The following is a 26,221-nucleotide window of genomic DNA, read 5'->3' on the forward strand; positions in this document are numbered from 1 at the left end:
GGTAATTTGAGGAAGGGAGCAGCATGGACCTGAGCAACACCCGGCTCGGCGGTCGGTACCTGCTGGGGCCGATCATCGGCACCGGAGGCATGTCCGACGTCTATGCGGCGACCGACGAACTCCTCGGCCGCGATATCGCGGTCAAGATGATGCGCGCCGACCTTGCCCGCGACGACACCTTCCTCGAGCGCTTCCGCCGAGAGGCGAAGAACGCCGCCAAGCTGAACCACCACGCCATCGTCGCCGTCTACGACACCGGCCAGACCGATGACGCGCACGGTTCAGTGCCCTATATCGTCATGGAGCGCGTGCACGGCCAGACCTTGCGCGACATCCTGCGCGACTCCGGCCCCTTCCCGCTGGAGGAGGCGGGCCGGGTCATGGCCGAGGTCTGCCGGGCGTTGAGCTTCTCCCACGAGGCCGGCATCATCCACCGCGACATCAAGCCGGCGAACATCATGATCACCAACACCGGCGCGGTGAAGGTGATGGACTTCGGCATCGCCCGCGCCCTGTCGGACACCAGTTCGGCGATGACGCAGACCGCCGCCGTCATCGGCACCGCCCAGTACCTCTCACCCGAACAGGCCCGCGGCAAATCCGCCGAGGCCCGCTCGGATATCTACGCCGCTGGCTGCGTGTTCTACGAGATCTCCACTGGTCAGCCGCCGTTCTCCGGAGAGTCGCCGTTCTCGGTGGCCTTCCAGCACGTCCAGGAGAATCCGCTGCCGCCGTCGCAGGTCAACGGCATGAACCTGGACCAGAACCAGGCGCTCGCACTGGACGCCGTCGCGTTGACCGCGATGGCGAAGGACCCGTCCGACCGTTACGACAACAGCGCCGACATGGCGTCCGACCTGCAGCGCATCTCCGAGGGGCGCATGCCCCTGGCCGCGCAGGCCTATACCGACGAACCCGTGCAGGACGCGACGACGACGCACATGCCCGCCGCCGCGCCCGTGCCCACGCCGGCGCCCGCGCCGGCACCGCGCGAGGAGAAGAAGCGCCGTCGGGGCTGGGTCGTGGCCCTGTGGATCATCGCCATCCTCGCTCTCATCGGCGGCGGAACGGCAGTGGCGGTCAACTGGTACTCCAATAACAGCCAGACCAGTGAACAGGTCAACATCCCCGACGTGGCCGGTCAGCCGCGCGATGAGGCGCTCAGTGCACTGGAGGACGCCGGCTTCGACGTCACCGTCGAGGACCAGGCGGACGCCGATGTGGACCGCGACAACGCGATCCGCACCGCCCCTGGCGCGAACTCCTCCGTCCCCTCCGGCTCGGAGGTGACGCTGTACGTCTCCTCCGGACGCGCCGTCACCGAGGTCCCCGACCTCAGCGGAATGACGACGCAGGACGCCCAGGCCGCACTCGAGGAGGCGAACCTGCGACTGCGCTCGAACGTCTCGGAGCAGTCCAGCGACGACGTCCCCTCCGGCGAGGTCATCGAGCAGACCCACCCGTCCGGCGCGCAAGTGGCCGAGGGCACCGAGGTGGGCATCACGGTGTCCACCGGGCCGGCGGACGTGCGCGTGCCGCGCGTGACCGGTCAGTCCCGCGACGACGCGGTACAGAACCTGGAGGACGCCGGCTTCGAGGTCGACGTGGTCATGGTCGACTCCGACGAGGACGAGAACCGGGTGCTGTCGGCGAGCGACGAGGGCAGCACCCAAGCCCCCGGCACCACCATCACCCTGGAGGTCTCCCGCGGCAACCAGTTCACCATGCCGCAGCTGGTGGGCAGGGACTACGACGAGGTCTACAGCGCGCTGCAGCAGGCGGGCTGGCGCGGCAATGCCAGCCGAGTGAACCGCACCAACGTCAACCAGCTCGACCCCCTCGCCGTGGACCGGGTCGTGGGACAGTCGGTTGAAGAGGGTCAGACGATTGACCGCAATGCGCCGATCACCGTGCGGGTCAACGCGCTGGGGATCCCGTGACCTGTGAGCCCTCTTATCGGCTGATATGTCAATGAATCTGCGGTTATCGCAGGGTGTAGTTTCCCCTTGACAGGCACACCTTAAGTCCGCAGAATCTAAAGGTGAGGCCAGGTTCCGCTACGAACGGAGCCCGACCGGGGTTTTTCCCCGACACCGGCCGGAGTCCCCCAACGTATGTAGACGTCCGACGACTTCCCGCCATTCTCCATCTTTTCCGTCGTCAGCGGCGTGTACCGCGTGACCAGGCTCCCGTCCTTAGAAGGGTTGAGCCCGTCATCGTTCTCGACTACCTGATCGGAGAAAGATAATGCGTATCGTTTCCGCCGACATCGACGGCACCCGGCGTTTCGGGCGGGTGGACGACGAGGGAGTGGTCCACCTCTTCGTCACCGACCGTGACCCGCTGGACGCCCTCGACCCGGACGCACCGGAGATCCCCACCGACGGGACCGTGAAGTTCGAGGAGCTCGACGTCCTGGAGCCACCGCTGCCGGTCACCACCGTGCGCGACTTCATCACCTTCGAGCAGCACACCGCCGGTTCCATGCAGTCGATGACGGACGCCGGCAATGACGGCGAAGAGGTCCACGCCCCCGAGGAGTGGTTCCGCGCCCCGGCGTTCTACTTCACCAACCCCTACGCCGCGACCGGCTCCGGCCACGACGTGCGCGTGCCCCCGGGATGTGAGCTCTTCGACGTGGAGCTCGAGGTCGCCGCGGTCATCTCCAAGGACGGCTTCAACCTCTCCGTGGAGGAGGCGTGGGACCACATCGGCGGATTCACCGTGCTGAATGACTGGTCCGCCCGTGACCTGCAGGCCGAGGAGATGAAGGTCGGCCTCGGTGCGGCGAAGGGCAAGGACTCCTCGATGAGCATCGGCCCGGTCGTGGTCACCAAGGACGAGCTGGAGCAGTACCGCGACGGCGAGTTCTACGACCTGACCATGGAACTGTGGATCAACGACCGCAAGATCACCACGGACACCCTGGCCCACATGGCGTGGACCTTCGCCGAGTTGGTGTCCTACGCCAGCCGTGGTGCGCAGATCCGCCGCGGCGACATCCTCGGCAGCGGCACCTGCGGCGGCGGTTGCCTGGCCGAGCACTGGGGCTGGAACGGCGAACTCGAGCCCGCCCCGGTGAAGGTCGGCGACTCCGTCACCGTCACCGTGCAGGGCATCGGCTCCATCACCAACAACATCATCGAGCCAGTCGAGGTGCACCCGGTGCCCCGCGGCCGCAGCGTGAACTGGACCCGTCCGGCCTAAACCTCCACCCCTGTACGAAAGGAACCACCCCATGCAGTTCTGGGACTTTTTCTGGCTGATGATCTACGCGTTCTTCCTGATCTCGTACCTCATCGTGCTTTTCCAGATCATCACCGACCTCTTCCGTGACCGCGAACTCGGCGGCGGGTGGAAGGCCGTCTGGATCATCTTCCTGATCCTGATCCCGCTGATCACCGTCCTGGTCTACCTCGTGACCCGTGGCCGCGGCATGGCCGAGCGCCAGCGTGAGACCGCCGCCCAGGCGCAGCGCGGCGCGGAGGACTACATCCGCCACGTCGCCGGGTCCTCACCCGCCGAGCAGATCTCCAGCGCTAGCCAGCTGCTGCAGGACGGCGTGATCACCCGCGAAGAGTTCGACCGACTCAAGGCCAAGGCACTCTCCTGAGTACCGTCCTTGTGTGACTAGCGAGAAACCCGGCACCCCTCAGGGTGCCGGGTTTCGTCGTCGCGGGAACCAGCGGGGGACGCTACACGCCGGTGGCGGTAGCGCCGGCGAGCGTGGCGGCGTGGCGTTCGGCCAGGCGCGCCAGCTCGGACTCGTCGACGGGCCGTCCTGCATCCGACAACCAGTTAGCCAGGATGCGGTGCCCGTTGCCCGTCATCACGGATTCCGGGTGGAACTGCACGGAGTGCATCGGCAGGCTCGCGTGGCGCATCGCCATGATCATGCCGGACGCCACACGCCCGGTGACCACCAGCTCGTCCGGCACCGTCGCCGGATCGACCGTCAGGGAGTGATAGCGAGCCACGGTGAACGGGCTGGGGATCCCGGCGAGCACCCCGGTGCCATCGTGGGTGACGGGACTGGTCTTGCCGTGGAAGATCTCGTCGGCGCGCACCACGGACGCGCCGAAGTGCTGCGCCAGCGCCTGATGGCCCAGGCACACGCCGAGCAGGGGGACGCGGTGGGCGGCGCAGTGCGCGATGACCTCCAGCGTGCGCCCCGCCGAGGACGGATCCCCCGGGCCCGGGGAGATCAGGACGGCGTCGAAGGCGTCCAGCGCGCCGACCAGGTCACCGTCCGACGTTCCGAGCTGCTCGGCATCGTTGCGCCACACCGTGCAGTCCTCGCCGAGTTCCCCGAGGTACTGCACGAGGTTGTAGACGAAACTGTCGTAGTTGTCGATGACGAGGATGCGCATGCTGCTCATCCTAACCCGTAGGGGAATCCGGGGTTCGTGCTGGTAGGGTTGGTTCAGTTCGAACACGTCACCATGTCAGTGAGGGATATACATGCCGAAGTCTCGGATCTCCGATTCACCGGAGTACAACGGCGCCGTCGGCTCCTCGGCCGCCGACCGCCGCACACCGGTCAAGCTGAACGCGACCGGCACGCCGCGCTGGTACATCGTCGTGATGCTCGGCCTGATGATCCTGGGCCTGGCCTGGCTGGTCGTCAACTACATCGCCGGCCCGCACATCCCCTTCATGGCGGAGCTCAACGCCTGGAACTACCTGATCGGCTTCGGCCTGTTCATCGTGGGTCTGTTGATGACCATGGGCTGGAAGTAGCCCGGTCCGACCGGCCGCCACGGCCCCGGCGCACCACGGTCAGCACGACCGCGACGAGCGCACCGGCGGCCAGGCCGCCAAGGTGACCGGGCAGGGAGACCCCGCCCGCGGTCACCGAATACAGCAGGTTGACGACGATGAGCACCAACGGTGCCCGTACGTCCGTCCTGCGCTCCAGGGACAGTCCCACCAGCATGGCGAACATGCCATAGCCGATGGTCGACGCCCCGCCGACAAGGCTGTCGGGCTGGAGCCACATCACTGCCAAGCCCCCGCCGATGGCGCAGAGCACCATCGACACCACCATGGTGAGCGTGCCGTAGGCCCGCTCTAGCTCCCGGCCGATCAGACCGATGAGCAGCATGTTCATCAGCAGATGGCCGGGGTCCAGGTGGATGAACGCCCCAGTGAGCAGACGCCACCACTCACCGTCGGCGGTGATGGCGTGCGGGTCGACCATGAGGTCCCAGGCCACGCCTGGGGCCGAGGCGGGACGCGCCAGGCTCCCACTATCCAGACCGGTGACCACATAAACCACCAGGCAGGCCAGGATCAGGCCTGCCGTGGCGGGGGCACCGGTGAAGAACTTGCGGAGGATCAGGCCACGTCCACGGACTCGATGACAACGTCCTCGTCCGGACGGTCCATACGGTTGACCTTGACGCGGGAGATCTTGGCGACCAGCTTCTGGGACTCCTTGTCGGTGACCTCGCCGAAGATGGTGTAGCCGCCGTTGAGGTGCGGGTGGGCACCGACGGTGATGAAGAACTGGGAGCCGTTGGTGTCGCGGCCGGCATTGGCCATGGCGACGAGGAACGGACGGTCGAACTGGAGCTCCGGGTGGTTCTCGTTGGCGAACTCGTAGCCGGGGCCGCCACGGCCGGTGCCGGTCGGGTCGCCGCCCTGGACCATGAAGCCGTCGATGATGCGGTGGAAGATCGCACCGTCGAAGAAGGGGCCTTCGGTGCTACCGGAGGCGTTCTCCGTGGTGTAGGGGGCCTTTTCCTTGTCGCCGGTGGCCAGGCCGACGAAGTTGTTCACGGTGGCCGGGGACTGATCACCGAAGAGGTCGATGATGATGTCGCCGTGGTTGGTGTGCAGGGTCGCTGTCGCGGTTTTCTGAACGGTCATGGGGGCAAGGCTACCGGACGCTGGGCGGGCACCCCTGATCGCCCGATTCCGACTACCCTCGGGGACAGATTTGGTTATCGTTGGATGACGACCCATTTTGTGTCGACAGAAGAACCGTTAGTGAAGTGCCAGAGAAGTGACCGACTACCGGCCGGTCCGTCGAGGATGTTGAAGGAGATGCACGGTCCATGGACCCCAACACCGCGTTCACCGCGTTACGTGCCGCCCGGCAGGTCTCGTCGAGTCTCGGCGGCAACGGCAAGCGCAAGAAGGGGGACGTCCGTGACGTCTCCGGCCTCAACGCCCTGAGGCCCCGGGCCGGGAGCGGGGCACGTGCACGGGGACCGCAGGACTTGTCCTCAGCCCCGGGCCACCACCGGTTGATCGTGGAGCAGCTCCTCGCCGAGAACCGAGCGGCCCGGCAGCCGGCCTCCCCGACGTCCGACAAAGATGACAGCAAAACCGCCTCGAAAGGAACAACGGTGAGCAACGCCACGAAGAACGACACCACTCAGGGCCTCGACCAGGCCGTTCAGGACGCCGAGAACGCTCTCGACACCCTGAAGGACAGCAAGGCCGAGAAGCTCAGCAAGAAGGCGTCGAAGGCCACCAAGAAGGCCGACAAGATCTCCTCGAAGGCCGAGAAGCGTCGTGCGAAGGCGGACAAGACCCAGGCCAAGGCCCTGAAGCGTCAGCACAAGGTCGCCAAGAAGGCCGCCGGTCGCAAGGAGTCCCCGCGCGACTTCGTGGAGAAGCGGGTTTCCGCGGTCACCTCGGCCGCCGGTGACCGGGCGAACGTCCTGGCCGACCAGGTGCGTCACGCGCCGGACGCTGACCTCACCGATACCGTCACCCGCTGGGGCCGCAGCGCCGCCGAGCGCGGCGGCGAGCTGTTCTCCCAGGCGCAGGAGCGCGGTTCGGCCTTCCTCGAGTCGGACGCCGTGAGCGATGCTCTCGACGACGCGCGTGACCGTGCCAACCACCTCGGCAAGGCCGGTGCGGCCCTCGCCGCCACCGGTGTCGAGGCCGGTCGCAAGGCGAGCAAGGACGCCGAGGAGTCGGCGAAGAAGACCGCCAAGAAGACCAAGAAGCAGCTCAAGAAGAACCACGGCAAGGACCTGAAGGCAGCGAAGAAGAAGGCCAACAAGGCCGGTAGCTCCGCCCGCAAGTCCCTGGAGAGCGCCTGGTCGCAGGCGTCCGAGGTGGCCTCCGAGGTCGGCGAGACCGCGAAGAAGGAGGGTGCCAAGGGCCGTAAGCAGGCGTCCAAGCAGGCAAAGAAGGCGAAGAAGTTCGCCCAGAAGAATGCGAAGACCGCCAACAAGCAGCTCTCCCGTTCGCAGCGCAAGATCAAGAAGACGGCCTCGAAGAAGGCCGAGAAGGTCCGCGCCAAGGAGCTGAAGAAGGCCGCCAAGGCGAACCGCAAGAAGCACACGGGACGCAATATCCTGCTGCTGGCGATCATCGCCGCCGCGGTCGCGTTCGTCGCGCAGAAGGCCAAGGGCAGCGGATCCGCCGCCCCGTCCGCCCCGGCGAAGGCCCCGCGCACCAACGGTGCCCCGGCCACCGGTGCCGCCGCGAAGCCGAAGGCTGCTGCTGCCAAGGCTGAGGAGAAGGCTGACGAGGCTACCGACAAGGCCCCGGAGAAGGCCAAGGAGGCTGCCGATAAGGTCGCCGACAAGGCCGAGGAGGCCAAGGACAAGGTCCAGGAGAAGGCCGAGGACGTGAAGAAGGAGGCCGACAAGAAGCAGGCGAAGAAGAACGCGCCCGCGGCCCCCAGCGCCCCCGGTGCTCCCGGCGCCCCGAAGGCAGACAAGAAGGATGCCACGGACGCTAAGGGCACCAACCCCGAGGATCCGGAGGACGACGGCGGAAAGCACCGCCTGTAGTCTCCCCTGACCCCGCGTGAACCCCCGGACGTTACGTCCGGGGGTTTTCTGCGTCCCGGCGGCCCGTTGGATACATAAGATTTCATTCCGAAGACGATAGTTAGCCAGTAGGCTGACTCACATGACCACCGACACCACCGACTCCACCGACTCCACCGTTCTGGACCTGCTCATCGTTGGGGCAGGTGTCGCCGGCATCGACCTCGCCCACCACGTCGTCGACGAGTTCCCCGGCTGGAACTGGCGGATCGTCGACTCCAACCACGATCTCGGCGGCACCTGGAGCACCTTCACCTACCCTGGCATCCGCTCCGACTCGGACATGGCCAGCTTCGGACTGCCGTATCGGCACTGGCCCCACAAGGGCACGCTCGGCGAGGGCGCCGACATCCGCGAGTACCTGCGCGATGCCGCCCGCGACGATGGCGTGCTGCAGCGTATCCAGTTGCGCACCTGGGTGAAGCGGGCGAACTTCGTCACCACCGGCCCCGCGGCCGAGGCCCACGGCCCGCATTGGGAGGTCACCACGGTGCGCGCGTGGCGTCACGGCCCCGACGACCGGCCGGACGCCACGGACGCCGACCGCGCAGAAACGGTCACCCGCACACGGCGTCTCCACTTGGCCTGCGGTTACTACGACCACCGGGCGGGGTACCAGCCGCACTTCGATGGCGAGGAGGACTTCGACGGGCAGCTCGTGCACGCCCAGCAGTGGCGTCCTGAGGAGCAGGGCGACGTCGCCGGACGCCGCATTGTGATCATCGGTTCCGGTGCCACCGCCGTCACCCTCCTGCCGGCGCTGGCGCGCGCCGGTGCGGACGTGACGATGCTGCAGCGCACGCCGACGTGGGTCGCCGCGCTGCCCCGGTTCGACACCATCACCACCATCTGGACATCGCTGATCCCGAATAAGCGGCTCGCACACAAGATCGCCCGCACCAATCACATCACCCGCGACATGGTGCAGTGGTACCTCGCCAAGGGCACTCCGTTCCTGTTCAGCGGGTTCCTGCATGCTCTGCAGCTGCGCTGGCTCTCCCCCTCGCAGATCCGCCGGGACTTCACCCCGCCGTACCGGCCATGGGCGCAGCGAGTGTGCAAGGCTCCGGGTGGCGACATCTTCGCCGCGATCAAGGACGGCGGAGCGAAGGTGGTCACCTCCACGATCGACCGTCTGGTGCCACAAGGGGTTCGCCTGCAGGACGGCACGGTGCTGGAGGCGGACACGGTGATCGCGGCGACGGGGCTGCAGCTGCAGTTGTTCGGCGGCGCACAGCTCACCGTGGACGATGAACCGGTGGATCTGGCGAACACGGTGGCCTACCGGGGAGTGCTTATCTCGGGGCTGCCGAACCTGAGCTTCACGGTCGGCTATCTCAACCAGTCGTGGACTACGCGGGCGGACCTCACGGCCCGCTACATGGTGCGTCTGTGGCACCACATGGTGAACCGGGGCGAGGCACTGGCCGCACCGGTATTCCCCGGGGCGGACGTGGAGCGTCGGGCGCTACTGGAGTTCGACGCCGGCTACATCAAACGTTCGCAGCACGTGACTCCGCGCCAGGGTGACCGGTCACCGTGGCTGTACCGGCAGGACTACCTGCGCGAATGGCCGGAGCTGGCGCGCGGTGACCTCACTGAGGAGATGGTGTTCGACGACGCAGCCGTGGCCGTCGCCCGCGTGCTTCCTGCGTCTGCTGTTCAGACTGCAGAGGCCGATTCTCACGCCGCTGCGCCGACCACGTGATCCCGACGGAGGCGGAGATCACCAGCACGATGGTCACCGCGCGCAGCGGGGTCATCTCCTGGTCGAGCAACACGAACCCGGCCAGGGCGGCGAAGGCGGGTTCCAGGCTGATCAGCACGCTGAAGACGGCCGACGGCAGGCGACGCAGCGCGGCGAGTTCCAGGGAGTAAGGAATCACCGACGCCATCAGGGCGGTGACCACCGCCGGAACGATCAGCCACGGGTCGGCGGTGATGCCCTCCACGCCGGCGCGTCCGACCGGGGCGAGCATGAGCCCGCCGAGGAGCATGGCGACGGCGAGGCCGCCGGTGCCGGGGATGCGCTGGCCGACGGCGGCGGAGCCGACGATGTAACCGACCCAGAACACGCCGGCGATCAGCGCGAGCAGCATGCCGATCGGGTCGAGGGCGGCGTCCGACAGGGCCTCGAAACCGAGCACGGCCATGCCGGCGGCGGCGAGGCCGACCCACACGAGGTCGCCGCGTCGTCGGGAGGTCAGCCCGGCATAGACCAGCGGGCCGATGAACTCGACGGCGACCGCCGCGCTCATCGGAATGCGGTCCAGAGAAGCGTAGAAGAACCCGTTCATTGCGGCCATCATCACCGCGAAGAAAACGACGGCGCGCCAGTCGCCGCGATTCCAGGCGCGTAACGCCGGGCGGGCCACGATCAGTAGCAGCGTGCCGGCGATGGTGAGGCGCAGGAAGGTCACGCCCCAGGTACCGAGGGTGTCGAAGAGGCCGACGGCCGTCGCGGCGCCGAACTGCAAGGATGCGCAGGACGCCAGGACGAGTGCGGAGGAACGGGTGATGCTCATGGCACTCATTGTGGGGCCCGCACCAATGGTTCGTCTATCTCAGGTATCTGAACGATAATGGTGAATTGTGCTCAACATTCAACGACTGACCCTGCTGCGCGAGGTTCACCAGCGCGGCACCCTGGCCGCGGTGGCCCGCGAGATGCACTACTCGCCGTCCGCGGTGTCCCACCAGCTCAGTCAGCTGGAACGCGAGGCTGGGGTGCCGCTGCTGGAGACCGTGGGACGCGGCGTCCGGCTCACCGGCGCGGCCCTGCGGCTCGTGGCGCGCACCGAAGAAGTACTCACGATCCTGGACTCCGCGGAGGCGGAACTGGCGTCCGCACGCCCGGGGGCAGAGGGCACGCTGCGGGTCACAAGTTTCCAGTCCGCGCTGGCCACGATCCTGCCGACGGCGCTGACCATGCTGGAGAAGCGTCACCCCGCGTTGAACGTGGAGGTCTACCACCGTGAGGTCGCCGAGGCTTTCGAGGGCCTGGCGGCGCACTCCTACGACGTGGTCATCGGCGACGAATTCCCCGGCCAACCGGAACCGGTGCGTCCCGGCCTGCACCGCGAGGAACTCTTCGCCGACCCGATGCTGCTGGTCCTGCCCACCACCGGCCGGTGGGCCGTGCCCGCCGAGGAGCTGGACGGACTGGCGGACCTTGCCGAATACCCGTGGATCCTGGAGCCGGCGACGATGCCGCAGGGACGCTGGGAGCGGACCGTCCTGCGCGAAGCCGGGGTGGAGCCGCGGGTGAAGTGCGAGACCGCCGACCCGATCCTGCGCGCGCACATGGCGCGCACCGGGCACGGGGTCACGGTGATCCCGGCGATGCTGGCCGGCCCGCACCTGGACCACACCCAAGCGCTGGCGATGCCCGGCTCGCCGCACCGCCAGCTGTTCACCGCGGTGCGCGAAGGCTACGCCGACCATCCCGGGGTGCGGGTGTTCCGTACCGCGCTGGGCGCGGCGGCGCGGCGGGAGTCGCCGGAGACCCCGGATCAACTCTGAGGTGCGTGCCGGTGCGGCGATGTTTCATGTGAAACTACGCGGTCGGCGTCGGCGAGACGGCCTGGATGACCCAGGCACAGATTGCCCGACTGTTCGGGGTAAGCGTTCCTACGATCAGCGCTCACTTCAAGAACATCTTCGAGGAAGGGGAGCTGACCAGGGATCGAACTGTTAGAAAACTCCAAACAGTTCGACCTGAGTGCGACCGAACCATCCGTCGGGACATCGCCCACTACAACCTGGACGCCATCCTCGCCGTCGGTTACCGGGTCCGTGGCGCCCTCCCCGCGGATCACAGAAGGATCCCCCACCGCTTGCGGCCACCTGCTGTGCCCGGTGCGCAGGGGTCATGTGAAACCATGGTGCCCATGACCGACACCACCACGCGCCCCTGGACCGACCTCGCCGCGACCCCCGACCTCCGCCTCGTCGTCCTCGACATGGACGGCACCCTGCTGCGCGAGGACGGCACCGTCCCCGAGGCATTCTGGGACCTGCTGCCGGTGATGCAGCAGCGCGACATCGTGGTGGTGCCCGCGTCCGGACGCCAGTACGCCACCCTGCACGACATGTTCGGCGACCGCGGCATCCGCACCTACCTCGCCGAAAACGGCACCGTGGTCGTGCACGACGGTGAGGTCGTCGCCACCTCTCCCCTGTCCGGCGACACGGTGCAGCAGTGCATCGCCGCGGTACGCGGGACGGACCGTCGTCTGGGCCTGGTCGTGTGCACCCCGGAGGTCGCCTACGTGGAGAGCACCGACCGCGAGTTCCTCGACGAAGCCGCGAAGTACTACCACTCCCTGAAGCAGATCGAGGACCTGACCACGGTGGAGGGCCCCGTGGTCAAGGTCGCGGTCTTCGCCTTCGGCTCCGCGGAGGACGCCGCCCCGGTGCTCTTCACCGGCGAGGATGCGCTGGCCAGCCAGGTCGAGGCCGACAACGCCGTCGTGATCTCCGGGGCGAACTGGATCGACATCATGCTGCCGGAGGCGAACAAGGGCTCCGCCCTGCACAACCTGCAGGAGGAACTGGGGATCTCGCGGGCGGACACCGCCGTCTTCGGCGACTACCTCAACGACCTGGAGATGGTCGGCGAAGGCGACCTGTCCTTCGCCATGGCCAACGCCCACCCCGGCATCACCGCCGCGGCGAACTACGTGGCTCCTGCGAACACCGAGGACGGCGTGGTGCAGGTGCTGCGCCGGCTGCTGGGGTAGGTTCCGCAGCCAACACTGAACGGTTTCTGTCGGGAATCACCGACGAAGTAGGCACTTCGCCCTCCGCAATCGACAGAAACCGTCGTACCGGCCCCGCCGTGTCACATGTCCAGCAGCCGGGTGCGCAGCAGGTCGGCGAAACCGTCGGCGCAGCGCATCACGACACGCACGGTCGCACCGTCGACGTCCACGTCGTAGCGTCCTGCCGCGGGACGCTGGTGCCGCAGGTCGCAGACGGTCTGCCCACGCCCCGGCCCGTCGGTGGTGTCGACGACGACCGGCACCTTCGGCGCGCGCAGCAGCTCCACCTCGCCGAGAGCGACGGCCGCGGCCAACGGGTCGTGCAGCGCACAGCACTGACGTCCGTAAATGTCGCGGTAGAAGTCGGAGTAGTAGTTCAGCATTTCCCCTACTGCGGCGACGAAGGGCACGTCGGACGCCTGCAGCGCAGCGATGTCGGACGCCTCGAAGGTGTTCTCCATCGTGGTGTCCAGCGGCACCAGGGTGACCTGCCAACCGGCAGCAACGACCGCCTGGGCGGCCTCCGGGTCGTGCCCGATGTTCGCCTCGGTCACCGGGCCGATGTTGCCGGCGACCATCGCCGCGCCACCCATCACGGTGACGTGGGCGACGCGGTCGACCAGCGTGGGGTCGCGTTCCAGTGCCACGGCGAGGTTCGTCAGCGGCCCGATCGCCAGCACGTGCAGGCGTCCGGAATGGCGGTGCGACAGGTCGATCAGCAGGTCGGCGGCGTCCTGCGCGGCGGTGTCCTGCGCGTCCTGCCCGCTGACGGGCGGCAGCAGCCGCTCGCGCACCTCCCCCACCCCGTCGGTGCCGTGCACCTCCACCGCGCCGCCGGCGAAGGCCCCGACCAACGGGTCGGACGCACCGGTCGCGACGGGCACGTCGCGTCCTGCCAGGGCCAGCAGGCGGCGGGTGTTCTCGGCACCGCCGGCGGCGCTCACGTTCCCGTGCACCGTCCCCACGCCGACCAGGTCGACGAGACCGGCGGGCGCGGAGAGCAAGTAGCCCAGGGCGAGAGCGTCGTCGATGCCGGTGTCACAGTCCAGAAATACGGGGTTCGCGGTCATCCGGCCAGTGTAACTACCATCAGAGGGCCGCAAGATACCGATCACAGGAGGATAGTTGAGCACGCAGGAGTACAGGGTCTACCTGGCAGGGCCGGAGGTGTTCCTGCCGGATGCCGCCGACGTGGTCGCGCGCATGCAGCAGGTCTGCCGCGACAACGGGCTGACGCCGATCGCCCCGCTGGACGCCGGACTGGACGAAACAGCAGCACCAGAACCGGCAGCACCGGACGCCACGCGGATCTTCGACAAGAACATCGCCAAGATCCATAGCGCGGACGCGGTCATCGCCAACGTCAACCACTTCCGCGGCGCCGAACCGGACTCCGGCACCTGCTTCGAACTGGGGTTCGCCCACGCCCTGGGCAAGAAACTGTACGTCTACTCCGAGGGCGCGACCACCGTGGAGCGGGTGGAGCGTTTCCACGGTCCGGTCACGCCCGGCGAGCGCCCCACCGACCCGGAGGGCCGCTTCGTGGAGGACTTCGGCTTCGCGGTGAACCTGATGATGGCGGTGCCCGCCACGAACGTCGCCGGCAGCTTCGCCGACGCCGTGCGCGCCGTCGCCGTCGACCTACGCGACGACGCATGAGGTCGCGACGCACCGCCCTCGGCGCGCTGGCTGTCCTGGTCACGGTGCCCCTCACCGCCTGCGGCGAGGACGCCGAGCCAGCCGCCGAGACAACCACCGAAACCAGCGCCCTCACCATCGACGCCGCCGGCCGCGGCCCGATCGCGCTGTCTACCTCCAACGGCGCAGACGGCGTAGAGGGCACCGACGGCACAGCGGAGAGCATCGACGGCCGCCTCGTCACCGGGCAGGGCTCCTGCTTCGCGATCGTCGACGGGTCCACCGACCAGGCTCCACGGCCGGTGGTCTTCCCCACCGGGACGGAGTCGGTGACCGAGCAGGGCCGCCCGTCGGTCACCCCACCGGGGCAGGACACCGTCTACGTCGGCGAGCCGATCAGTGTTGAGGCGGTGTCGGTGCAGCTTGAGGACCTGGACGGCCTTCCCGAGCAGTGCGCCACGGGCGGTTCCACGACCGGCCTCGTCGTGCGGTGAGCCGCTCCGTGAGGCCCTGATCCCCCATCGGACGTGTCACTGATGAAATCGCCTGACCTGCATTTACCTCCCCTACTGTACCTTTCAGCGCTGTTCTACTGGACCTTTCTGCGTCAGAGACAGCCCGGTATCCATAAGCCCGCGAAGCGCATGCCACAATGTGACTCATGACACTGCCACCCTGGGTTCGCATCGCCCTGGGCATGTTCGCCGTCTCCTACGGCGCGAACCTCTTCGCCCCGCTGCTGCCGGTGATGCGCGACGTCCACGGTCTCGCGCAGGCACCGGTGAACCTCATCCTCGCCGTCTACGTCCTCGGCCTGATCCCCGCGCTCATGGTCGGCGGGCCGCTGTCGGACCGTCGTGGACGCCGCGCCGTGGTGCGTCCCGCGCTGCTGTTCTCCGTGGCGGGCACGCTCGTCACCCTCGCCGCGCACCTCGCAACCGATACCACCGGTGCCAGCTCAGCCGCCGGCCCCGTCCTGCTCAGCGCGGGACGCATGCTCACCGGCGTGGCGGTGGGCCTGGTCCTCGCCGCCGGGGCGTCGTGGCTCAAGGAGGTCACGCCGGACGCAGATGGTACCGACGGGGCCGCCGCCCGGCGCGCCACCGCCGCCACGTCCGCCGGTTTCGGGGTCGGCCCGCTGGTCAGCGGCCCGGTCGCCGAGTGGTTGCCGGGGCCGGACACCACCCCGCTGATCCTGCACCTGGTCATGGCGCTGGTCGTCACCCCGCTGGTGTGGGTGACCCCGGAGGCCGGCCGACGCTCGGACGCCCGGCTGCGCATCCCGCCCTCGGCGCGCTCACCGCGGTTCCTGTTCACGGTGGCACTGTGGGCGCCGTGGGCGTTCGGCCTGGCCACGACGTCCTTCGCCGTGCTGCCCCCGCTGGTCACCGCACAGGTGTCGGCACCGGTGGCCTACACCGGGCTCATCGCCGGGGTCACCATGCTGACCGGCACGTTCGTGCAGCCGTGGGCGGGGCGGCTGCCGGTGCACACGCGGGTGACCCCGCCGATGTACGCGCTGGGCACCGCCGGGCTGGGCATGGTCGCCTCGATCGTGGTGGTGACCACCCAGGCGGTGTGGTTCCTGGTGCCCACCGCGGTGGTGCTGGGCACGGCCTACGGCATCATGATGGTCTCCGGGCTGCGCGAGGTGCAGCGCATCGCCGGGCCCGGGGAACTCGGCTCGCTCACCGCGGTCTTCTACGCCCTGACGTACCTGGGCTTCTTCATGCCGTTCGTGGTCTCGTTGATCGCCCCGACGGTGGGTTACGTGCCGGTGTTCTGCGTCGGCGCGGCGGTCTGCGCGGTGTCGGTGCTCGTCACCGCACGTCACAGCCACCCGTTCTGATCGGCCACGCCCACGGCCTCGAAGCGGTTGGACGTCCCGGTCTTGCCGATCACCGAGGACAGGTGGTTGCGTACCGTGCCCTGCGACAGGTGCAGTTGGGCGGCGATCTGCCGGACGCCCGCCCCGGAGCGCGCCGCGCGGCACACCTCGACCTCGCGCGCGGTCAGCGGCGAGTCCGGGGTGAACAGCGACTCCTCCGCCAGTGCGGGGTCGACCACCCGCAGCCCGCGGTGCACCCGACGCACCGTCTCTGCCAGCTGGGACGCCGGGGTGTCCTTCACCACGAAACCGGTGGCGCCGGCGGCGAGCGCGGCGCGCAGGTAGCCGGGACGTCCGAACGTCGTCACGATCACCGAACGGCAGGACGCCTGCAGCGCCTCCGCCGCCTCGATGCCGGTCATGCCGGGCATCTCGATGTCGAGCAGGGCGACGTCGACCCGGTGCTCCCGCACTGCGTCGACCACCTCGTCGCCGCGTCCGACCTCGGCGACGACGTCGATGTCGCGTTCGGTGCCGAGCAGCGCGGCGAGGGCGCCGCGCACCAGGTCCTGGTCGTCGGCAATAAGTACCCGGATCATGACTGACCTGCCATTCTCACCAGCACGGTGGTGCCGCCGGTGCCGTCCACCGTCAGTATGCCGCCGGCATCGGCGACGCGGCGCCCCAGCCCGGTCAGCCCGTTGCCCCACCGGGCCGCGTCCGTCCCGCCGATACCGTCGTCGCTGACCTGGACCCGGTCGGCACTCATCGTCACCTCGCACGTGCGCGCCCGCGAATGACGCACCACGTTCGTCACCGCCTCACGCACCACCCACGAGTACAGGTGGGCGTTCACCCCGGCCACCGAGACATCGTGGGGCAGGACGGCGCGGATGCCCGCGGTGCCCAGCGCCCGGCGCGCGGCCTCCACCTCGCCGGCGAGGTCGGGCGAGCGCATCCGCGTCACCGTGGAGCGCACCTCGGCCAGGGCGGTGCGGGAGATCCGGGTGATCTGCTCGAGCTCGTCCTTCGCCGCCGCCGGGTCGGTGTCGACGAGGCGTCCGGCGAGCTCGGATTTCAGGGTCACCACGGTCAGGGAATGACCGAGCAGATCGTGGACGTCCACGGCGATGGACTCGCGTTGCCGCGAGATCTCCAGGTCGTGCTCGAGCTCCGCGCGCTCCTCGTAGCGGCGGGTCACCAGTGCCACGGCGTAGACCATCGCCGGGGAGACCAGCGTGCCGCCCAGCACCCCGGGCATCGCCGCCGGTTCCAGCAGCCACACCAGCGCCGTCGACACAACCACCAGCACCACGGTGGCCGGCAGGCTGAACCGCACCGGCAGCGGGAAGGACAGCACCGCCACGAAGAAGGGGACGAGGAAGGCCGCCAACGCGCCGACGACCACGGCAGTCACCACCGCCACGACGGCGAGCAGGGAGAACCAGAACAGGTAACGCCGCAGCATCGACATCCCGGCCGGCCAGTGGTCGACCAGGCCGAAGGCGATGGAATACACCGCGCTGAAGAGTACGAACAGGGTGACACCGGCCACCGTGCGTGGCGTGAATCCCTCGGTGACGACCAGCACCACCGCCGGGACCACGAGCACGACCAACCAGATGGACGCCATCAGGCTGGAGGCGCCGTCGAAGTTCTTCATCGCCGTCCCTTCTCCCGGGAGTGCAGGGCCAGGACCACGGCGACGAGGACCGCCGTCCAGACCAGGAAGTTCACCACCGCCCACCATAGCGGGTCGTGCACGAGCCACGGTTCGTACGAGACGGACTGGTAGCCCTCGCTCAGCGGCCACCTGGCCAGCGACACCGCCCCGTACATCGGGCTGAAGCGTCCCACGGTCATCATCGTCTCCGGCAGGGGCATGAACAGGTTGCCGAGGAATGCGAGCACCACCACGCTGGTCCCGGCGATGCTCACCGAGGTTTCCGTGGGCCACGCCTGCGACCAGGCCATACCGTAGAAACCGAAGGGAACCGCGCCGACGACACACAGCAGGAAGGACGCCGCCCACGCCACAGCCGGCATCGACGCGCCGGTCACCGCACCGACGGTGAACACCGCGGCGACGGGCAGCACCGCGCGGATGGTGATGCCCAGCAGACGCGACGCCACCAGCTGGGCGTGGGTCAGCGGGGTGAGCGCGAGCTGGCGTCCCCAGCCGGTGGTGCTCTCGACCACGACCTGCCCGGCGGCGGCGACCGCGCCGGTCACGCCGGCGTAGAGCGCCATGCCGATCATGATGTACGCCGAGACATCGCCTCGGCCCACGGACTCATCGCCGAACCCCATCGCCTGGCCGAAGACCAGGTAGAACACCACGGGCAGTCCCATGGAGAAGAAGAGCATCGCGCCGTCGCGGGAGAGCCGACGCAGGTCGTGCAGGGCGAAACGTAGCGTGGTCATCGCGCACCCCCGGTCAGCCGGATGAACGTGTCCTCCAGCGTCCGCCCGCTGATACGCAGGTTGGACGCGCCGCGGGCGAGCAGGTCGCGCGCCAGCGCGTCCGACTCCCCGGTGGTCACCGAGTGGTGGCCGTCCAGGTCATACTCCACGACGACGTCCCCGCCGCCGTCGAGCTCCTCGGCGGTGCCGTCGGCGACGACGGCACCCCCGTCGAGCAGGACGATGCGTCCCGCGACGTCCTGCGCTTCCTGCAGGTAGTGGGTGGCGAACAGGACGGTGACCCCGCGGGCGGACTGCACACGCATGTCCTCCCAGAAGTCATGGCGGCTGGCGGGGTCCATGCCCGCGGTCGGCTCATCGAGGATGAGCAGCCACGGGTCGCCGAGTAAGGCGAGGGCGAAGCGTAGGCGTTGTTGTTCGCCGCCGGAGCAGCGTCCCACGCGGCGTTTCTTCATGTCGGTGAGCCGGGCATGCTCCAGCACCTCGGCGACAGGACGAGGACGGTGCATCGTGGCGGCGATCATCGCCACCGTGCCCTCCACGGTCATATCGGGCAGCAGCCCGCCGGTCTGCATCACCGCCCCGACCCGTTGGCCGGTGATCGCGGCGCGCGGTGTGCCGCCGAGCACGCTGACCGTGCCGGCGGTGGGTTTTGTGAGGCCGAGGACCAGGTCAACCAGGGTGGTCTTGCCCGCGCCGTTGCGGCCGAGCAGGGCCACGATCTCCCCGGTGGTGATGGTCAGGCTGACGTCCTGCAAGGCACTGACGCCGCCGCGGAAGGACTTGTGCAGCCCCTGTGCGTTGATGGCTGTGGGTGTTGTGGTGACTGTGTTCTCCATGCCCCCAACACAACCGTGCCCCGGACCCGAAGGCCCGGGGCAACGGTCACGACATCACCATGACAGTTGTCATGTGTGATCAGCCGGCGATGATCTTGTTGAACTCGCGGGCGACCGGGGCCGGGGAGAACCGGGCGGCCAGACGCAGGGCCAGGTCGGGGAAGGACACCGAGTAGTCCTGGCGCTGACGCTCCAGCCAGTTCTTCGGGTGCACGGACTTCCACACGGCATCGGCGACGTCCTCGGTCTTGATGCGCACACCGAGACGCTTGGTGGAGGCGGCCTCGACGTCGGCGAGCTTGGTCTTGACCCACAGCGGCATGATGTTGACCACGCGGATCTTGTCCTTGCGCCACTCCAGGCTCATCGCCTGGGTGAAACCGTGCACGTAGAACTTCGAGGCGGAGTACGGGGTGATGTGCGGCTGACCGTAGATGCCGGACGCCGACCCCATCGACACCATGTGCGAGCCCTTGGTGTTCTTGAGGTACGGGTGGGCGGCACGGGCGCCGAAGGTGACGCCGGTGCAGTTGATCTCGATCTGCTTGGCGATCAGGCCCGGGGCCTGGTCGGCGACGTCGTGGTCGCCGATGATGCCGGCGTTGTTGTCGAGGACGTCGAGACGGCCACCGGTGTGCGAGGTGAAGTCGGCCAGGGCCTCCTCCCACGACTCGTAGTCGGTGACGTCCAGACGCCCGGTGATGATGTCGGGGAACTGCTCCTTGAGCAGCTCGAGGCCCTGTTCGTCGATGTCGTAGGCGCCGACGGTCCAGCCTGCGTCGCGGAACTTCAGTGCGACCTCACGACCGATTCCGGCGGCGCCGCCGGAGATGAAGATGCTCTTCGTGTTGTTCATAGGGCGCAATCTATCAGGGGTCGAACATAGATACATTGCAATCGGAAAAATAAGGTCCAACTCGCTACAGAGGCCAGTCCTGCGCCTCAGACCAGCGCAAGGACACCTGCTCCGCATCCGCCGACAGACCGTGCCCGAGCCCCGGGTAGGTCCGGAAGTCCACCGAGGCGCCGGTTGCCCGCACACGCGCCACCCACGGGTCGACCTGGACGCGCGGGGTGACCACGTCGAGGTCGCCCTGCTGGACGAGTAACGGGGCGGAGAACCCGTCGTCGGGAACCGCGGCGTAGGCACGGAGACGGTCGAGCTCCGTGGTCCCCGCCAAGGGCCGGGTCACGAGGTCACCGGGGGCGGTGCCCTCGGCGTGATCGACCATCTGTGGGTAGCAGAGTTCCTGGCCGACGTCCGCGAGGTCACGCGCCCGGTCGGTGAATACCGCCCCATCGGCAATGCCCGTGCCGGCGTTCTCCATGCCCGCCAGTAGGTAGCTGACGTAGGTCACCAGCGGAGCCGTCACCTGGGGCAGGGCGGGGACACCGGGGGCCAGCAGCCCCACATACCCGCCGATATCCGCCGGCAGCGAGGCTGCGGAACTGCCGACCAGTATCTCCTCCGGGGCGTACTCGGCGACGATCCGGTTGACCCACACCGAGGTATGCGCCCCTTGGGAGCCGCCGTCCGTGACGAATCCCGGCGCGAGTTCCTTCCCGGTGAGTCCCGGGTAGACGGACCGGGCGGCCCGGACGGCGTCGAGGGAGTTCATCGCCGAGGTTTCCCCGTGGTTGTAGGCGTGACCGACACCTTCCTGTCCGATACCCGCGTACTCCGGCACGACGAGCGCATATCCGGCGTCGAGCCAGGGACCCAACCAGTCGTCGTACCCGCCGCCGGTGCCCAGTCGCAGACCAACGCCGCACTCCGCGCCGAGCCCAACGGTGCCGTGGTTGTAGGCCATCAGCCGGACGGTCCCGTCCTCCCGCGCCCGCTCGGGCACGTACAGGTTCGCCTGGGTCTCCACCACCGCGCCCTGGGCATCCACCGACGAGTAGGTGAGGCGGTGCACCGCCGCGGCGCCGCGCAGCCCGGCGTCCGGCACGTCGGAGATGTCCTCGGTGCTTATCCCTGTACTCGCCGCTGTACCCGCCGCGGCGGGCACCGTGCCCGCCCACGAGGCGGTGCACAGGGCGGCACAGAGCAGCAGGACGCCACACCGTCGCCGATCACTCACCGGCGACGGTCTCCGCCAGCAGCGGGGCGAGCGTCTCCAGCTCCCACTGCGTCGACAGGGGGCCGGGGTAGCCAAGGGCCCAGGCCAGGTTGCCCTCGTGCTTCTCCCCGTCCACGTCGAAGGCCGCTTCCGACGGTGTCATGAAGGCGTGGTTGCGGATGACCAGGGTGTTCCCCTGCAAGCCTTCGAAGACGGGATTCTCTGTGAGGTCCGCAGCCTGGCCGTCGGAGTTGTCGAGGATGACGATGACGTCAGCGTCAAGATCGGAGATCCGCTCCTCCGGAATGGCCCCCTCGGGAAGGTCGCCGGGCGTGCCGCTGAATCCGATATCGGAGAGCAGGGTGGCCAGGTCGGTGCCGTCCGGATTGAGGTGAAACATCTGGTCGAGACCGAAGTAGTTGACCATCGTGATCGAGCGACCGTCGAATTCGGGGTGCTCCTCCCGGATCCTCGTGGCGGTGTCGGCCGTCTCGGTGATCACGGCCTCCGCCTGCTCCTGCTTGCCGAGCGCCTCACCGAGGTTGGTGATCGTCTGTTGCCAGTTACCGGAGATGTCCTCCGTGGTCTCCGCCGCGATGACCGGGGCGATATCACTCAGTTTCGCGTAGTTGTCGCTGAGGTCCATCTGGCTGGCGACGATCAGGTCGGGCTCGGCGGCGGCGATCTCCTCGATCGGCGCCATGTCACTCTCGTCGTAGGTGAAGGTGAACTCGGGCTCCCCCGGCATGGCGTCCATGGTGTAGAACTCCTGCTTCTGCGTGGAGTCCGCCATGATCACCGGTGTCTCGCCGAGCGCCGCGATCACGTCGGCATCCTTGTAGCCGAGGGAGGCAATGCGCACGGGCTTGTCCTCCACTGTGGACTCTCCCCACGGAGAGGTGAAGGTGACGGGGTAGCTGCCGTCCGACGAGGAGGAAGAAGCCGCAGCGTCCTCCCCGTCGTCAGATGAGCAGGCGCTGAGCACCATGCTCGCGAGTGTGGCTGACAGGAGGGCCGCAGCGGTGCGACGCCGGGAGGTGACGGTCATGGGGTTCTCCTCGGAGGAACGGTCCGGCCTATCCGGACGATCTCAATCTACGGGGAGAACTTTTGGAAGGCAATCCTTATTATCAGGCGAGCGGGCGGGCATTCTCCGACAACCAGCCAAAGGGGCCGGCCAGGCCTTCGGTGATCTCCGTGGTGCCGGCACCCATGATCGGTGAGTTCGGTGTGCAGCGCTTTTCGGGGACGCTGCCCGGGTCAAGGGCGTCGCGCACGATGTCGACGACCCGCGGCGAGTAGGACATGGAGATGTGGTCCGAATGGTCCTGCTCGCACCCGTCCTGCACGGTGACGTTGGTGACGCTCGCGCCTTCACCGGCGGTGAGGAAAGTCGAATCGTAGGGCGTGGTGACCTCGTCGTACTTCGTACCGACCGCGGTGTAGTCCACGCCGGGCACAGTGTCGCCGGCGGCGTTGAGCCGTTCGAGCAGCGGTGAACCGTACTGCTGCTGGGTGCCGCCCTCGCCGATCACGTAGTCCAGCGCGGGATCGAGGTCCAGGCCGAGGCCACCGATGAACCGGTTGAGGTTGGCGATGCCGGACAGGGTGGTGCCGTGGTTCGTAGCGCCGAGGGTCACGGCCTTGTCCACCTTGTCCGCCCCGCCGTTGAAGGTGAGGTACTGGCGTGCCAGCAGCCCGCCCTGGGAGTGGCCGACGAGGTCGACCTCCTCGCTGCCGGTGGCTTCGAGGACGCGGTCGACGAACTCGCCGACCTCGGCGGCCGACTCGGCGATGTCGCCGGTGGCGAAGGTGTTCGGCAGGACGGTGCCGACGCCGCCCTTGTCCTGGATCTCCGCGCGCCCGTAGTTCGGGGCGAAGACGCAGTACCCGTCGTCGGCGAGTGCCGGCGCCAGTGCCGACCAGTTGTCGTAGGCGTTCTCCCACGTCCCGTGGATCAGGACGACCGGGTTGTGGTCACTGGTGCAGTCCCAGTCGTTGGCCCCGGCCGGGGAACGCAGCGGGTCGTGGAAGCTTTGCACGAAGGCGTCGACGAAGTTGGACGGGGCAGCAGGCTCAGCAGGCGCGGCGGACGCGGCCGGGGCGGCAGAGACGGTCACGGCCGCGACGGTGGCCACCGCAGCAACGGCACCCTTGGTTTTGAAACGTAACATGATCCAGAACCGTACCGGATCCTGTTCGCCCGCAAACATGGATCGGTGTAGTTCGAGGCAGCTCCATCACCGGTAGGCGACACCCCGCTCCTGGAGGATGTCGCGCAGGCGCGTGGGGTAGTCGGTGATCACGCCGTCGGCGCCGGCGCCGATGTACTCCTGCATGTCCGCGGCCTCGTTGATGGTCCAGGGCACCACGCGCAGGCCCGCGTCGTGCGCCCGGGTGATGAAGGACGCCGCGTCGACGTCCTTGTAGGCGGGGCTGAGCACCTCGACTCCGAGCTGCTGCGCGGCGGCGACGACGTCACCGTCGCCGTAGTCCACCGGGCCGAGGTACGGCGAGTCCGGCACCCACGTCGTCGCGTCGAACAGGGCGATGAGCGGGACCTGCGGTGCGCGCTCGCGCACCAGCGGCAGGCTGGACCAGTCGAAGGACTGCACGGCGATGCGGTCGGTGGTCCCGGCGTCCTGCGCGGCGTCGAGGATCGCGTCCACGTAGTCCTGCGCGGGGGCGGAGCGTTCCGGCTGCTCCGCCTCGATCTTGGTCTCGATGTTGAAGTAGACCTGCGGGTCGCGCGCGGCGAGGTCGAAGACGTCGGCGAGGGAGAGGATGCGGTTGTCGTCGGCGTGGACGGCGTCGGGGTAGTCCTCCAGCGCCAGGTTGCAGTTGAGGGTCTGCAGCTGCTCAAAGGTGAGGTCGTGGACGTCCTCGCCGACGTGCTCGCCGGTGCACTTGTCGTCCTGGATGGAGGCGTCGTGCCAGACGACGGGGACGCCGTCGGCGGACAGGTGGACGTCCAGCTCGAGGGTGGTCACGCCCAGGTCGAGGGCGTGGTCGAAGGCGGAGGCCGACTCCTCGGTGTGTTCGCCGCGTCCGCCGCGGTGGGCCTGCAGGTCGAAGGTGGACGGCAGGTTGTCCGCCGGAGAGGTCACCGCCGGCGGCACCGTCGGCAGGCCGAGGCTGCCGGTCACCGAGGCGGCGGCGGGGGACGCGGCGAGCCCCACGGCCAGAACGGCGGAGACGGAGACGGCGGCAGCGATGTGAGGGGTGCGGGGCATGGTTCTCCTGGGCTGTTGTCGGGGGCTTGTGTCGGTAGGCGATCTGACCGTAACGGCCCGCCGCGCCCGCCGCAGGGGATGTTGCCGAAGGTTCACCGAAACTTAAGCAACCAGTTGCCTATCGTGCTAGACACGGAGAGCATGGACATCAACACCACCCAGCTCCGACGTTTCATGCCCCTGTGGCCGCCCCTGCTCGGCGCCGGAGTGAAGATCCGCGAGTTCGCGCAGGACGGCTCGCGCGTCCTCGTCACCCACCGTCCCAACCGCCTGACCAGGAACATCGTGGGTACCGCCTTCGGCGGCACGATCATGTCGATGACCGACCCCTTCTTCATGCTCGCCTCCATGGCGCGCCTGGGCGGCGGGTTCAACGTGTGGGACGTCGGCGCGGAGGTCTCATTCCTCAAACCGGGGCGCGGCACCCTCACCGCCGATATGCGCATCGACGACGCCACCTACGAACGCATCCGCGAGGAGACCACCGAGGGGCGCAAGTACCTGCACTGGTTCGAGGTGGACGTCACCGACGAGGCCGGCGACACCGTCGCCACGGTCCGCCGCCAGGTGTACTACCGGCGCAAGCGTTAGGCACGCAGCCGCCACAGCGAGGTGACCTCGCGACTGCGGGCGACGTGCAGCGGGTCGTCGGCGTCGCGGACCTTCGGGTGGCGTGGGGCGGTGTCCTCCCGCCCGACCACGCGCAGCCCACCGTCGGCGATCCACCCCTCCAGCTGCTCCCGGGTGCGCAGGCCGAGGTGTTCGGCCAGGTCGGAGAGCACCAGCCAGCCCTCCCCACCGTCGGTGAGGTGCTCGGCGAGCCCGGCGAGGTAGCGGTGCAGGGCGTCCGACTTATCGTCGTAGATGCCGAGTTCCAGCTCGGAGGTCGGCGTGCCCGGCAGCCACGGCGGGTTGAACACGACGATGTCCGCGCGCTGCCCGGGCAGCCACAGGTCGGCCTCCACGACCTCGGCGGAGACCCCGAGGCGTTCCAGGTTGGCGCGCGCGCAGGCCACGGCCCGCGCACTGACGTCCGTCGCCGTCACGCGTGCCCCGTGCCGTGCCAGGACGGCGGCGAGAACTCCGGTGCCGGTGCCGATCTCCAGGACGTCGCGTCCGGACGTCTCGTCGGCGAGCCGGTCGACCAGGCCGACGTACTCGCTGCGCGTCGGCGAGAAGACGCCGTAGTCCGGGTGGACGTGGTCGCCGAGCTCCTCGACCCACACCCCGCGCAGGTGCCACTGCCAGGCGCCGAGGACGCCCTGCAATTCGGTGAACGGCACGCGCCGCGGGCCGTCCTGCCCGTAGGCGTGCCGGCACGCCTCGCGCACGTCCGGCGCCCGGCGCAGGTCAAGGCTGTAGTCCTCCCCCAGATCGACGAGGACGCGGCCCAGGACGTCCGCCCGCTCGGCGCGTTCGGCGCGCTGGCGCAGGAACAGCGTCGCGGCGTCGGCGGCGTCCCCCTCGTTTCCGGCCCGACGTCTCCCGGCCCGCTTCGTCAGCCGCCGGTCGAGAGCCTTGAGCAGCTGGCGGGCGTTGTGGAAGTCGCCCGTCCACAGCAGCGTGTCGCCGGTGCGCAGGTGCCGCAGCGCCCGGTCGGCGGTGGTGGTGTCGTCGGCGATTTCCGTCATACCGCT

Annotated in this window: 27 protein-coding genes; 12 read left to right on the forward strand and 15 right to left on the reverse strand. The window is 68.6% G+C overall.

Going from position 1 to position 26,221, the window contains the following annotated elements; translation table 11 throughout:
* The first annotated feature begins 23 nt into the window (after positions 1-23).
* The 3 genes from pknB to ACT3SZ_RS03555 all read left to right on the forward strand — a co-directional run bounded on the left by pknB (position 24) and on the right by ACT3SZ_RS03555 (position 3,613).
* The gene (gene pknB, locus ACT3SZ_RS03545; RefSeq protein ID WP_444616735.1) at positions 24-1,940 is read left to right on the forward strand and encodes a Stk1 family PASTA domain-containing Ser/Thr kinase; all 1,917 of its coding nucleotides are present in this window, start codon (positions 24-26) and stop codon (positions 1,938-1,940) included.
* 307 nt (positions 1,941-2,247) lie between these two features.
* Complete coding sequence (locus ACT3SZ_RS03550) at positions 2,248-3,207, forward strand: fumarylacetoacetate hydrolase family protein (protein WP_444616737.1); 960 nt, start codon at positions 2,248-2,250, stop codon at positions 3,205-3,207.
* Between the two features lie 31 nt (positions 3,208-3,238).
* The gene (locus tag ACT3SZ_RS03555; RefSeq protein WP_444616739.1) at positions 3,239-3,613 is read left to right on the forward strand and encodes an SHOCT domain-containing protein; all 375 of its coding nucleotides are present in this window, start codon (positions 3,239-3,241) and stop codon (positions 3,611-3,613) included.
* A gap of 82 nt (positions 3,614-3,695) precedes the next feature.
* On the opposite strand, the gene ACT3SZ_RS03560 is transcribed toward ACT3SZ_RS03555, so the two are convergent.
* On the reverse strand, positions 3,696-4,370 hold the full coding sequence (locus ACT3SZ_RS03560) for an aminodeoxychorismate/anthranilate synthase component II (protein WP_444616740.1): 675 nt from the start codon (positions 4,368-4,370) through the stop codon (positions 3,696-3,698).
* A gap of 91 nt (positions 4,371-4,461) precedes the next feature.
* Here ACT3SZ_RS03560 and crgA point away from each other — a divergent pair, with 91 nt between their 5' ends.
* The gene (gene crgA, locus ACT3SZ_RS03565; RefSeq protein WP_444616742.1) at positions 4,462-4,740 is read left to right on the forward strand and encodes a cell division protein CrgA; all 279 of its coding nucleotides are present in this window, start codon (positions 4,462-4,464) and stop codon (positions 4,738-4,740) included.
* Here the strand turns inward: crgA and ACT3SZ_RS03570 are convergent.
* Together ACT3SZ_RS03570 and ACT3SZ_RS03575 are read right to left on the reverse strand one after the other, a co-directional pair.
* A complete protein-coding gene (locus ACT3SZ_RS03570) occupies positions 4,703-5,269 on the reverse strand; it encodes a rhomboid family intramembrane serine protease (RefSeq protein WP_444616744.1) in 567 nt (188 codons plus the stop codon). The genes crgA and ACT3SZ_RS03570 overlap by 38 nt on opposite strands.
* Before the next feature lie 68 nt (positions 5,270-5,337).
* Positions 5,338-5,871, reverse strand: coding sequence for a peptidylprolyl isomerase (locus tag ACT3SZ_RS03575; RefSeq protein WP_444616746.1), 534 nt, complete (start codon positions 5,869-5,871; stop codon positions 5,338-5,340).
* 188 nt (positions 5,872-6,059) lie between these two features.
* On the opposite strand from ACT3SZ_RS03575, the gene ACT3SZ_RS03580 reads away from it, so the two are divergent.
* Together ACT3SZ_RS03580 and ACT3SZ_RS03585 are read left to right on the forward strand one after the other, a co-directional pair.
* Positions 6,060-7,757, forward strand: coding sequence for a hypothetical protein (locus ACT3SZ_RS03580; protein ID WP_444616747.1), 1,698 nt, complete (start codon positions 6,060-6,062; stop codon positions 7,755-7,757).
* A gap of 121 nt (positions 7,758-7,878) precedes the next feature.
* Positions 7,879-9,504 (forward strand): flavin-containing monooxygenase, encoded by a 1,626-nt coding sequence (locus ACT3SZ_RS03585; protein ID WP_444616749.1) that lies wholly within the window; start codon positions 7,879-7,881, stop codon positions 9,502-9,504.
* Here ACT3SZ_RS03585 and ACT3SZ_RS03590 read toward each other — a convergent pair.
* Entirely contained in the window at positions 9,392-10,321 is a 930-nt protein-coding gene (locus ACT3SZ_RS03590) for an EamA family transporter (protein ID WP_444616751.1), read from the reverse strand. The genes ACT3SZ_RS03585 and ACT3SZ_RS03590 overlap by 113 nt on opposite strands.
* A gap of 67 nt (positions 10,322-10,388) precedes the next feature.
* On the opposite strand from ACT3SZ_RS03590, the gene ACT3SZ_RS03595 reads away from it, so the two are divergent.
* Both ACT3SZ_RS03595 and ACT3SZ_RS03600 read left to right on the forward strand, forming a co-directional pair.
* On the forward strand, positions 10,389-11,318 hold the full coding sequence (locus ACT3SZ_RS03595) for a LysR family transcriptional regulator (protein ID WP_301441783.1): 930 nt from the start codon (positions 10,389-10,391) through the stop codon (positions 11,316-11,318).
* A gap of 368 nt (positions 11,319-11,686) precedes the next feature.
* Positions 11,687-12,538, forward strand: coding sequence for an HAD family hydrolase (locus ACT3SZ_RS03600; RefSeq protein ID WP_444616753.1), 852 nt, complete (start codon positions 11,687-11,689; stop codon positions 12,536-12,538).
* A gap of 101 nt (positions 12,539-12,639) precedes the next feature.
* Here ACT3SZ_RS03600 and ACT3SZ_RS03605 read toward each other — a convergent pair whose 3' ends face one another.
* Positions 12,640-13,629 carry a nucleoside hydrolase gene (locus ACT3SZ_RS03605; protein ID WP_444616754.1) on the reverse strand — a complete coding sequence of 330 codons (990 nt, stop codon included), beginning with the start codon at positions 13,627-13,629 and terminating at the stop codon, positions 12,640-12,642.
* Between the two features lie 55 nt (positions 13,630-13,684).
* Between ACT3SZ_RS03605 and ACT3SZ_RS03610 the strand changes: the two genes are divergently transcribed.
* The 3 genes from ACT3SZ_RS03610 to ACT3SZ_RS03620 all read left to right on the forward strand — a co-directional run bounded on the left by ACT3SZ_RS03610 (position 13,685) and on the right by ACT3SZ_RS03620 (position 16,046).
* Complete coding sequence (locus ACT3SZ_RS03610) at positions 13,685-14,218, forward strand: nucleoside 2-deoxyribosyltransferase (protein ID WP_444616755.1); 534 nt, start codon at positions 13,685-13,687, stop codon at positions 14,216-14,218.
* Complete coding sequence (locus tag ACT3SZ_RS03615) at positions 14,215-14,691, forward strand: hypothetical protein (protein ID WP_444616756.1); 477 nt, start codon at positions 14,215-14,217, stop codon at positions 14,689-14,691. The genes ACT3SZ_RS03610 and ACT3SZ_RS03615 overlap by 4 nt, the downstream gene beginning before the upstream one ends.
* Before the next feature lie 167 nt (positions 14,692-14,858).
* Positions 14,859-16,046 carry an MFS transporter gene (locus tag ACT3SZ_RS03620; RefSeq protein WP_444616758.1) on the forward strand — a complete coding sequence of 396 codons (1,188 nt, stop codon included), beginning with the start codon at positions 14,859-14,861 and terminating at the stop codon, positions 16,044-16,046.
* Here the strand turns inward: ACT3SZ_RS03620 and ACT3SZ_RS03625 are convergent.
* The 9 genes from ACT3SZ_RS03625 to ACT3SZ_RS03665 all read right to left on the reverse strand — a co-directional run bounded on the left by ACT3SZ_RS03625 (position 16,028) and on the right by ACT3SZ_RS03665 (position 24,584).
* A complete protein-coding gene (locus tag ACT3SZ_RS03625; protein ID WP_444616760.1) occupies positions 16,028-16,624 on the reverse strand; it encodes a response regulator transcription factor in 597 nt (198 codons plus the stop codon). The genes ACT3SZ_RS03620 and ACT3SZ_RS03625 overlap by 19 nt on opposite strands.
* Entirely contained in the window at positions 16,621-17,688 is a 1,068-nt protein-coding gene (locus ACT3SZ_RS03630) for a sensor histidine kinase (protein WP_444616762.1), read from the reverse strand. Before ACT3SZ_RS03630 ends, ACT3SZ_RS03625 begins: the two co-directional genes overlap by 4 nt.
* Positions 17,685-18,449 carry an ABC transporter permease gene (locus ACT3SZ_RS03635; RefSeq protein WP_444616763.1) on the reverse strand — a complete coding sequence of 255 codons (765 nt, stop codon included), beginning with the start codon at positions 18,447-18,449 and terminating at the stop codon, positions 17,685-17,687. The genes ACT3SZ_RS03630 and ACT3SZ_RS03635 overlap by 4 nt, the downstream gene beginning before the upstream one ends.
* Complete coding sequence (locus ACT3SZ_RS03640; RefSeq protein WP_444616764.1) at positions 18,446-19,288, reverse strand: ABC transporter ATP-binding protein; 843 nt, start codon at positions 19,286-19,288, stop codon at positions 18,446-18,448. The genes ACT3SZ_RS03635 and ACT3SZ_RS03640 overlap by 4 nt, the downstream gene beginning before the upstream one ends.
* A gap of 79 nt (positions 19,289-19,367) precedes the next feature.
* Positions 19,368-20,144: an SDR family oxidoreductase gene (locus ACT3SZ_RS03645; RefSeq protein WP_444616766.1), complete on the reverse strand. Its 777-nt coding sequence runs from the start codon at positions 20,142-20,144 to the stop codon at positions 19,368-19,370.
* A gap of 64 nt (positions 20,145-20,208) precedes the next feature.
* A complete protein-coding gene (locus tag ACT3SZ_RS03650; RefSeq protein WP_444616767.1) occupies positions 20,209-21,372 on the reverse strand; it encodes a lipase family protein in 1,164 nt (387 codons plus the stop codon).
* Complete coding sequence (locus ACT3SZ_RS03655) at positions 21,365-22,399, reverse strand: ABC transporter substrate-binding protein (RefSeq protein WP_444616768.1); 1,035 nt, start codon at positions 22,397-22,399, stop codon at positions 21,365-21,367. The genes ACT3SZ_RS03650 and ACT3SZ_RS03655 overlap by 8 nt, the downstream gene beginning before the upstream one ends.
* 82 nt (positions 22,400-22,481) lie before the next feature.
* Positions 22,482-23,525, reverse strand: coding sequence for a lipase family alpha/beta hydrolase (locus ACT3SZ_RS03660; protein ID WP_444616770.1), 1,044 nt, complete (start codon positions 23,523-23,525; stop codon positions 22,482-22,484).
* Positions 23,526-23,591: 66 nt separating this feature from the next.
* Positions 23,592-24,584: a glycerophosphodiester phosphodiesterase family protein gene (locus ACT3SZ_RS03665; RefSeq protein WP_444616772.1), complete on the reverse strand. Its 993-nt coding sequence runs from the start codon at positions 24,582-24,584 to the stop codon at positions 23,592-23,594.
* A gap of 141 nt (positions 24,585-24,725) precedes the next feature.
* Here ACT3SZ_RS03665 and ACT3SZ_RS03670 point away from each other — a divergent pair, with 141 nt between their 5' ends.
* Complete coding sequence (locus ACT3SZ_RS03670) at positions 24,726-25,175, forward strand: DUF4442 domain-containing protein (RefSeq protein WP_444616773.1); 450 nt, start codon at positions 24,726-24,728, stop codon at positions 25,173-25,175.
* Here ACT3SZ_RS03670 and ACT3SZ_RS03675 read toward each other — a convergent pair.
* Positions 25,172-26,215, reverse strand: a complete 1,044-nt coding sequence (locus tag ACT3SZ_RS03675) for a methyltransferase (RefSeq protein ID WP_444616774.1) — start codon at positions 26,213-26,215, stop codon at positions 25,172-25,174. The genes ACT3SZ_RS03670 and ACT3SZ_RS03675 overlap by 4 nt on opposite strands.
* Positions 26,216-26,221 lie beyond the last annotated feature (6 nt).

Source organism: Corynebacterium sp. AOP40-9SA-29 (assembly GCF_052377405.1).
Taxonomy (GTDB): domain Bacteria; phylum Actinomycetota; class Actinomycetes; order Mycobacteriales; family Mycobacteriaceae; genus Corynebacterium.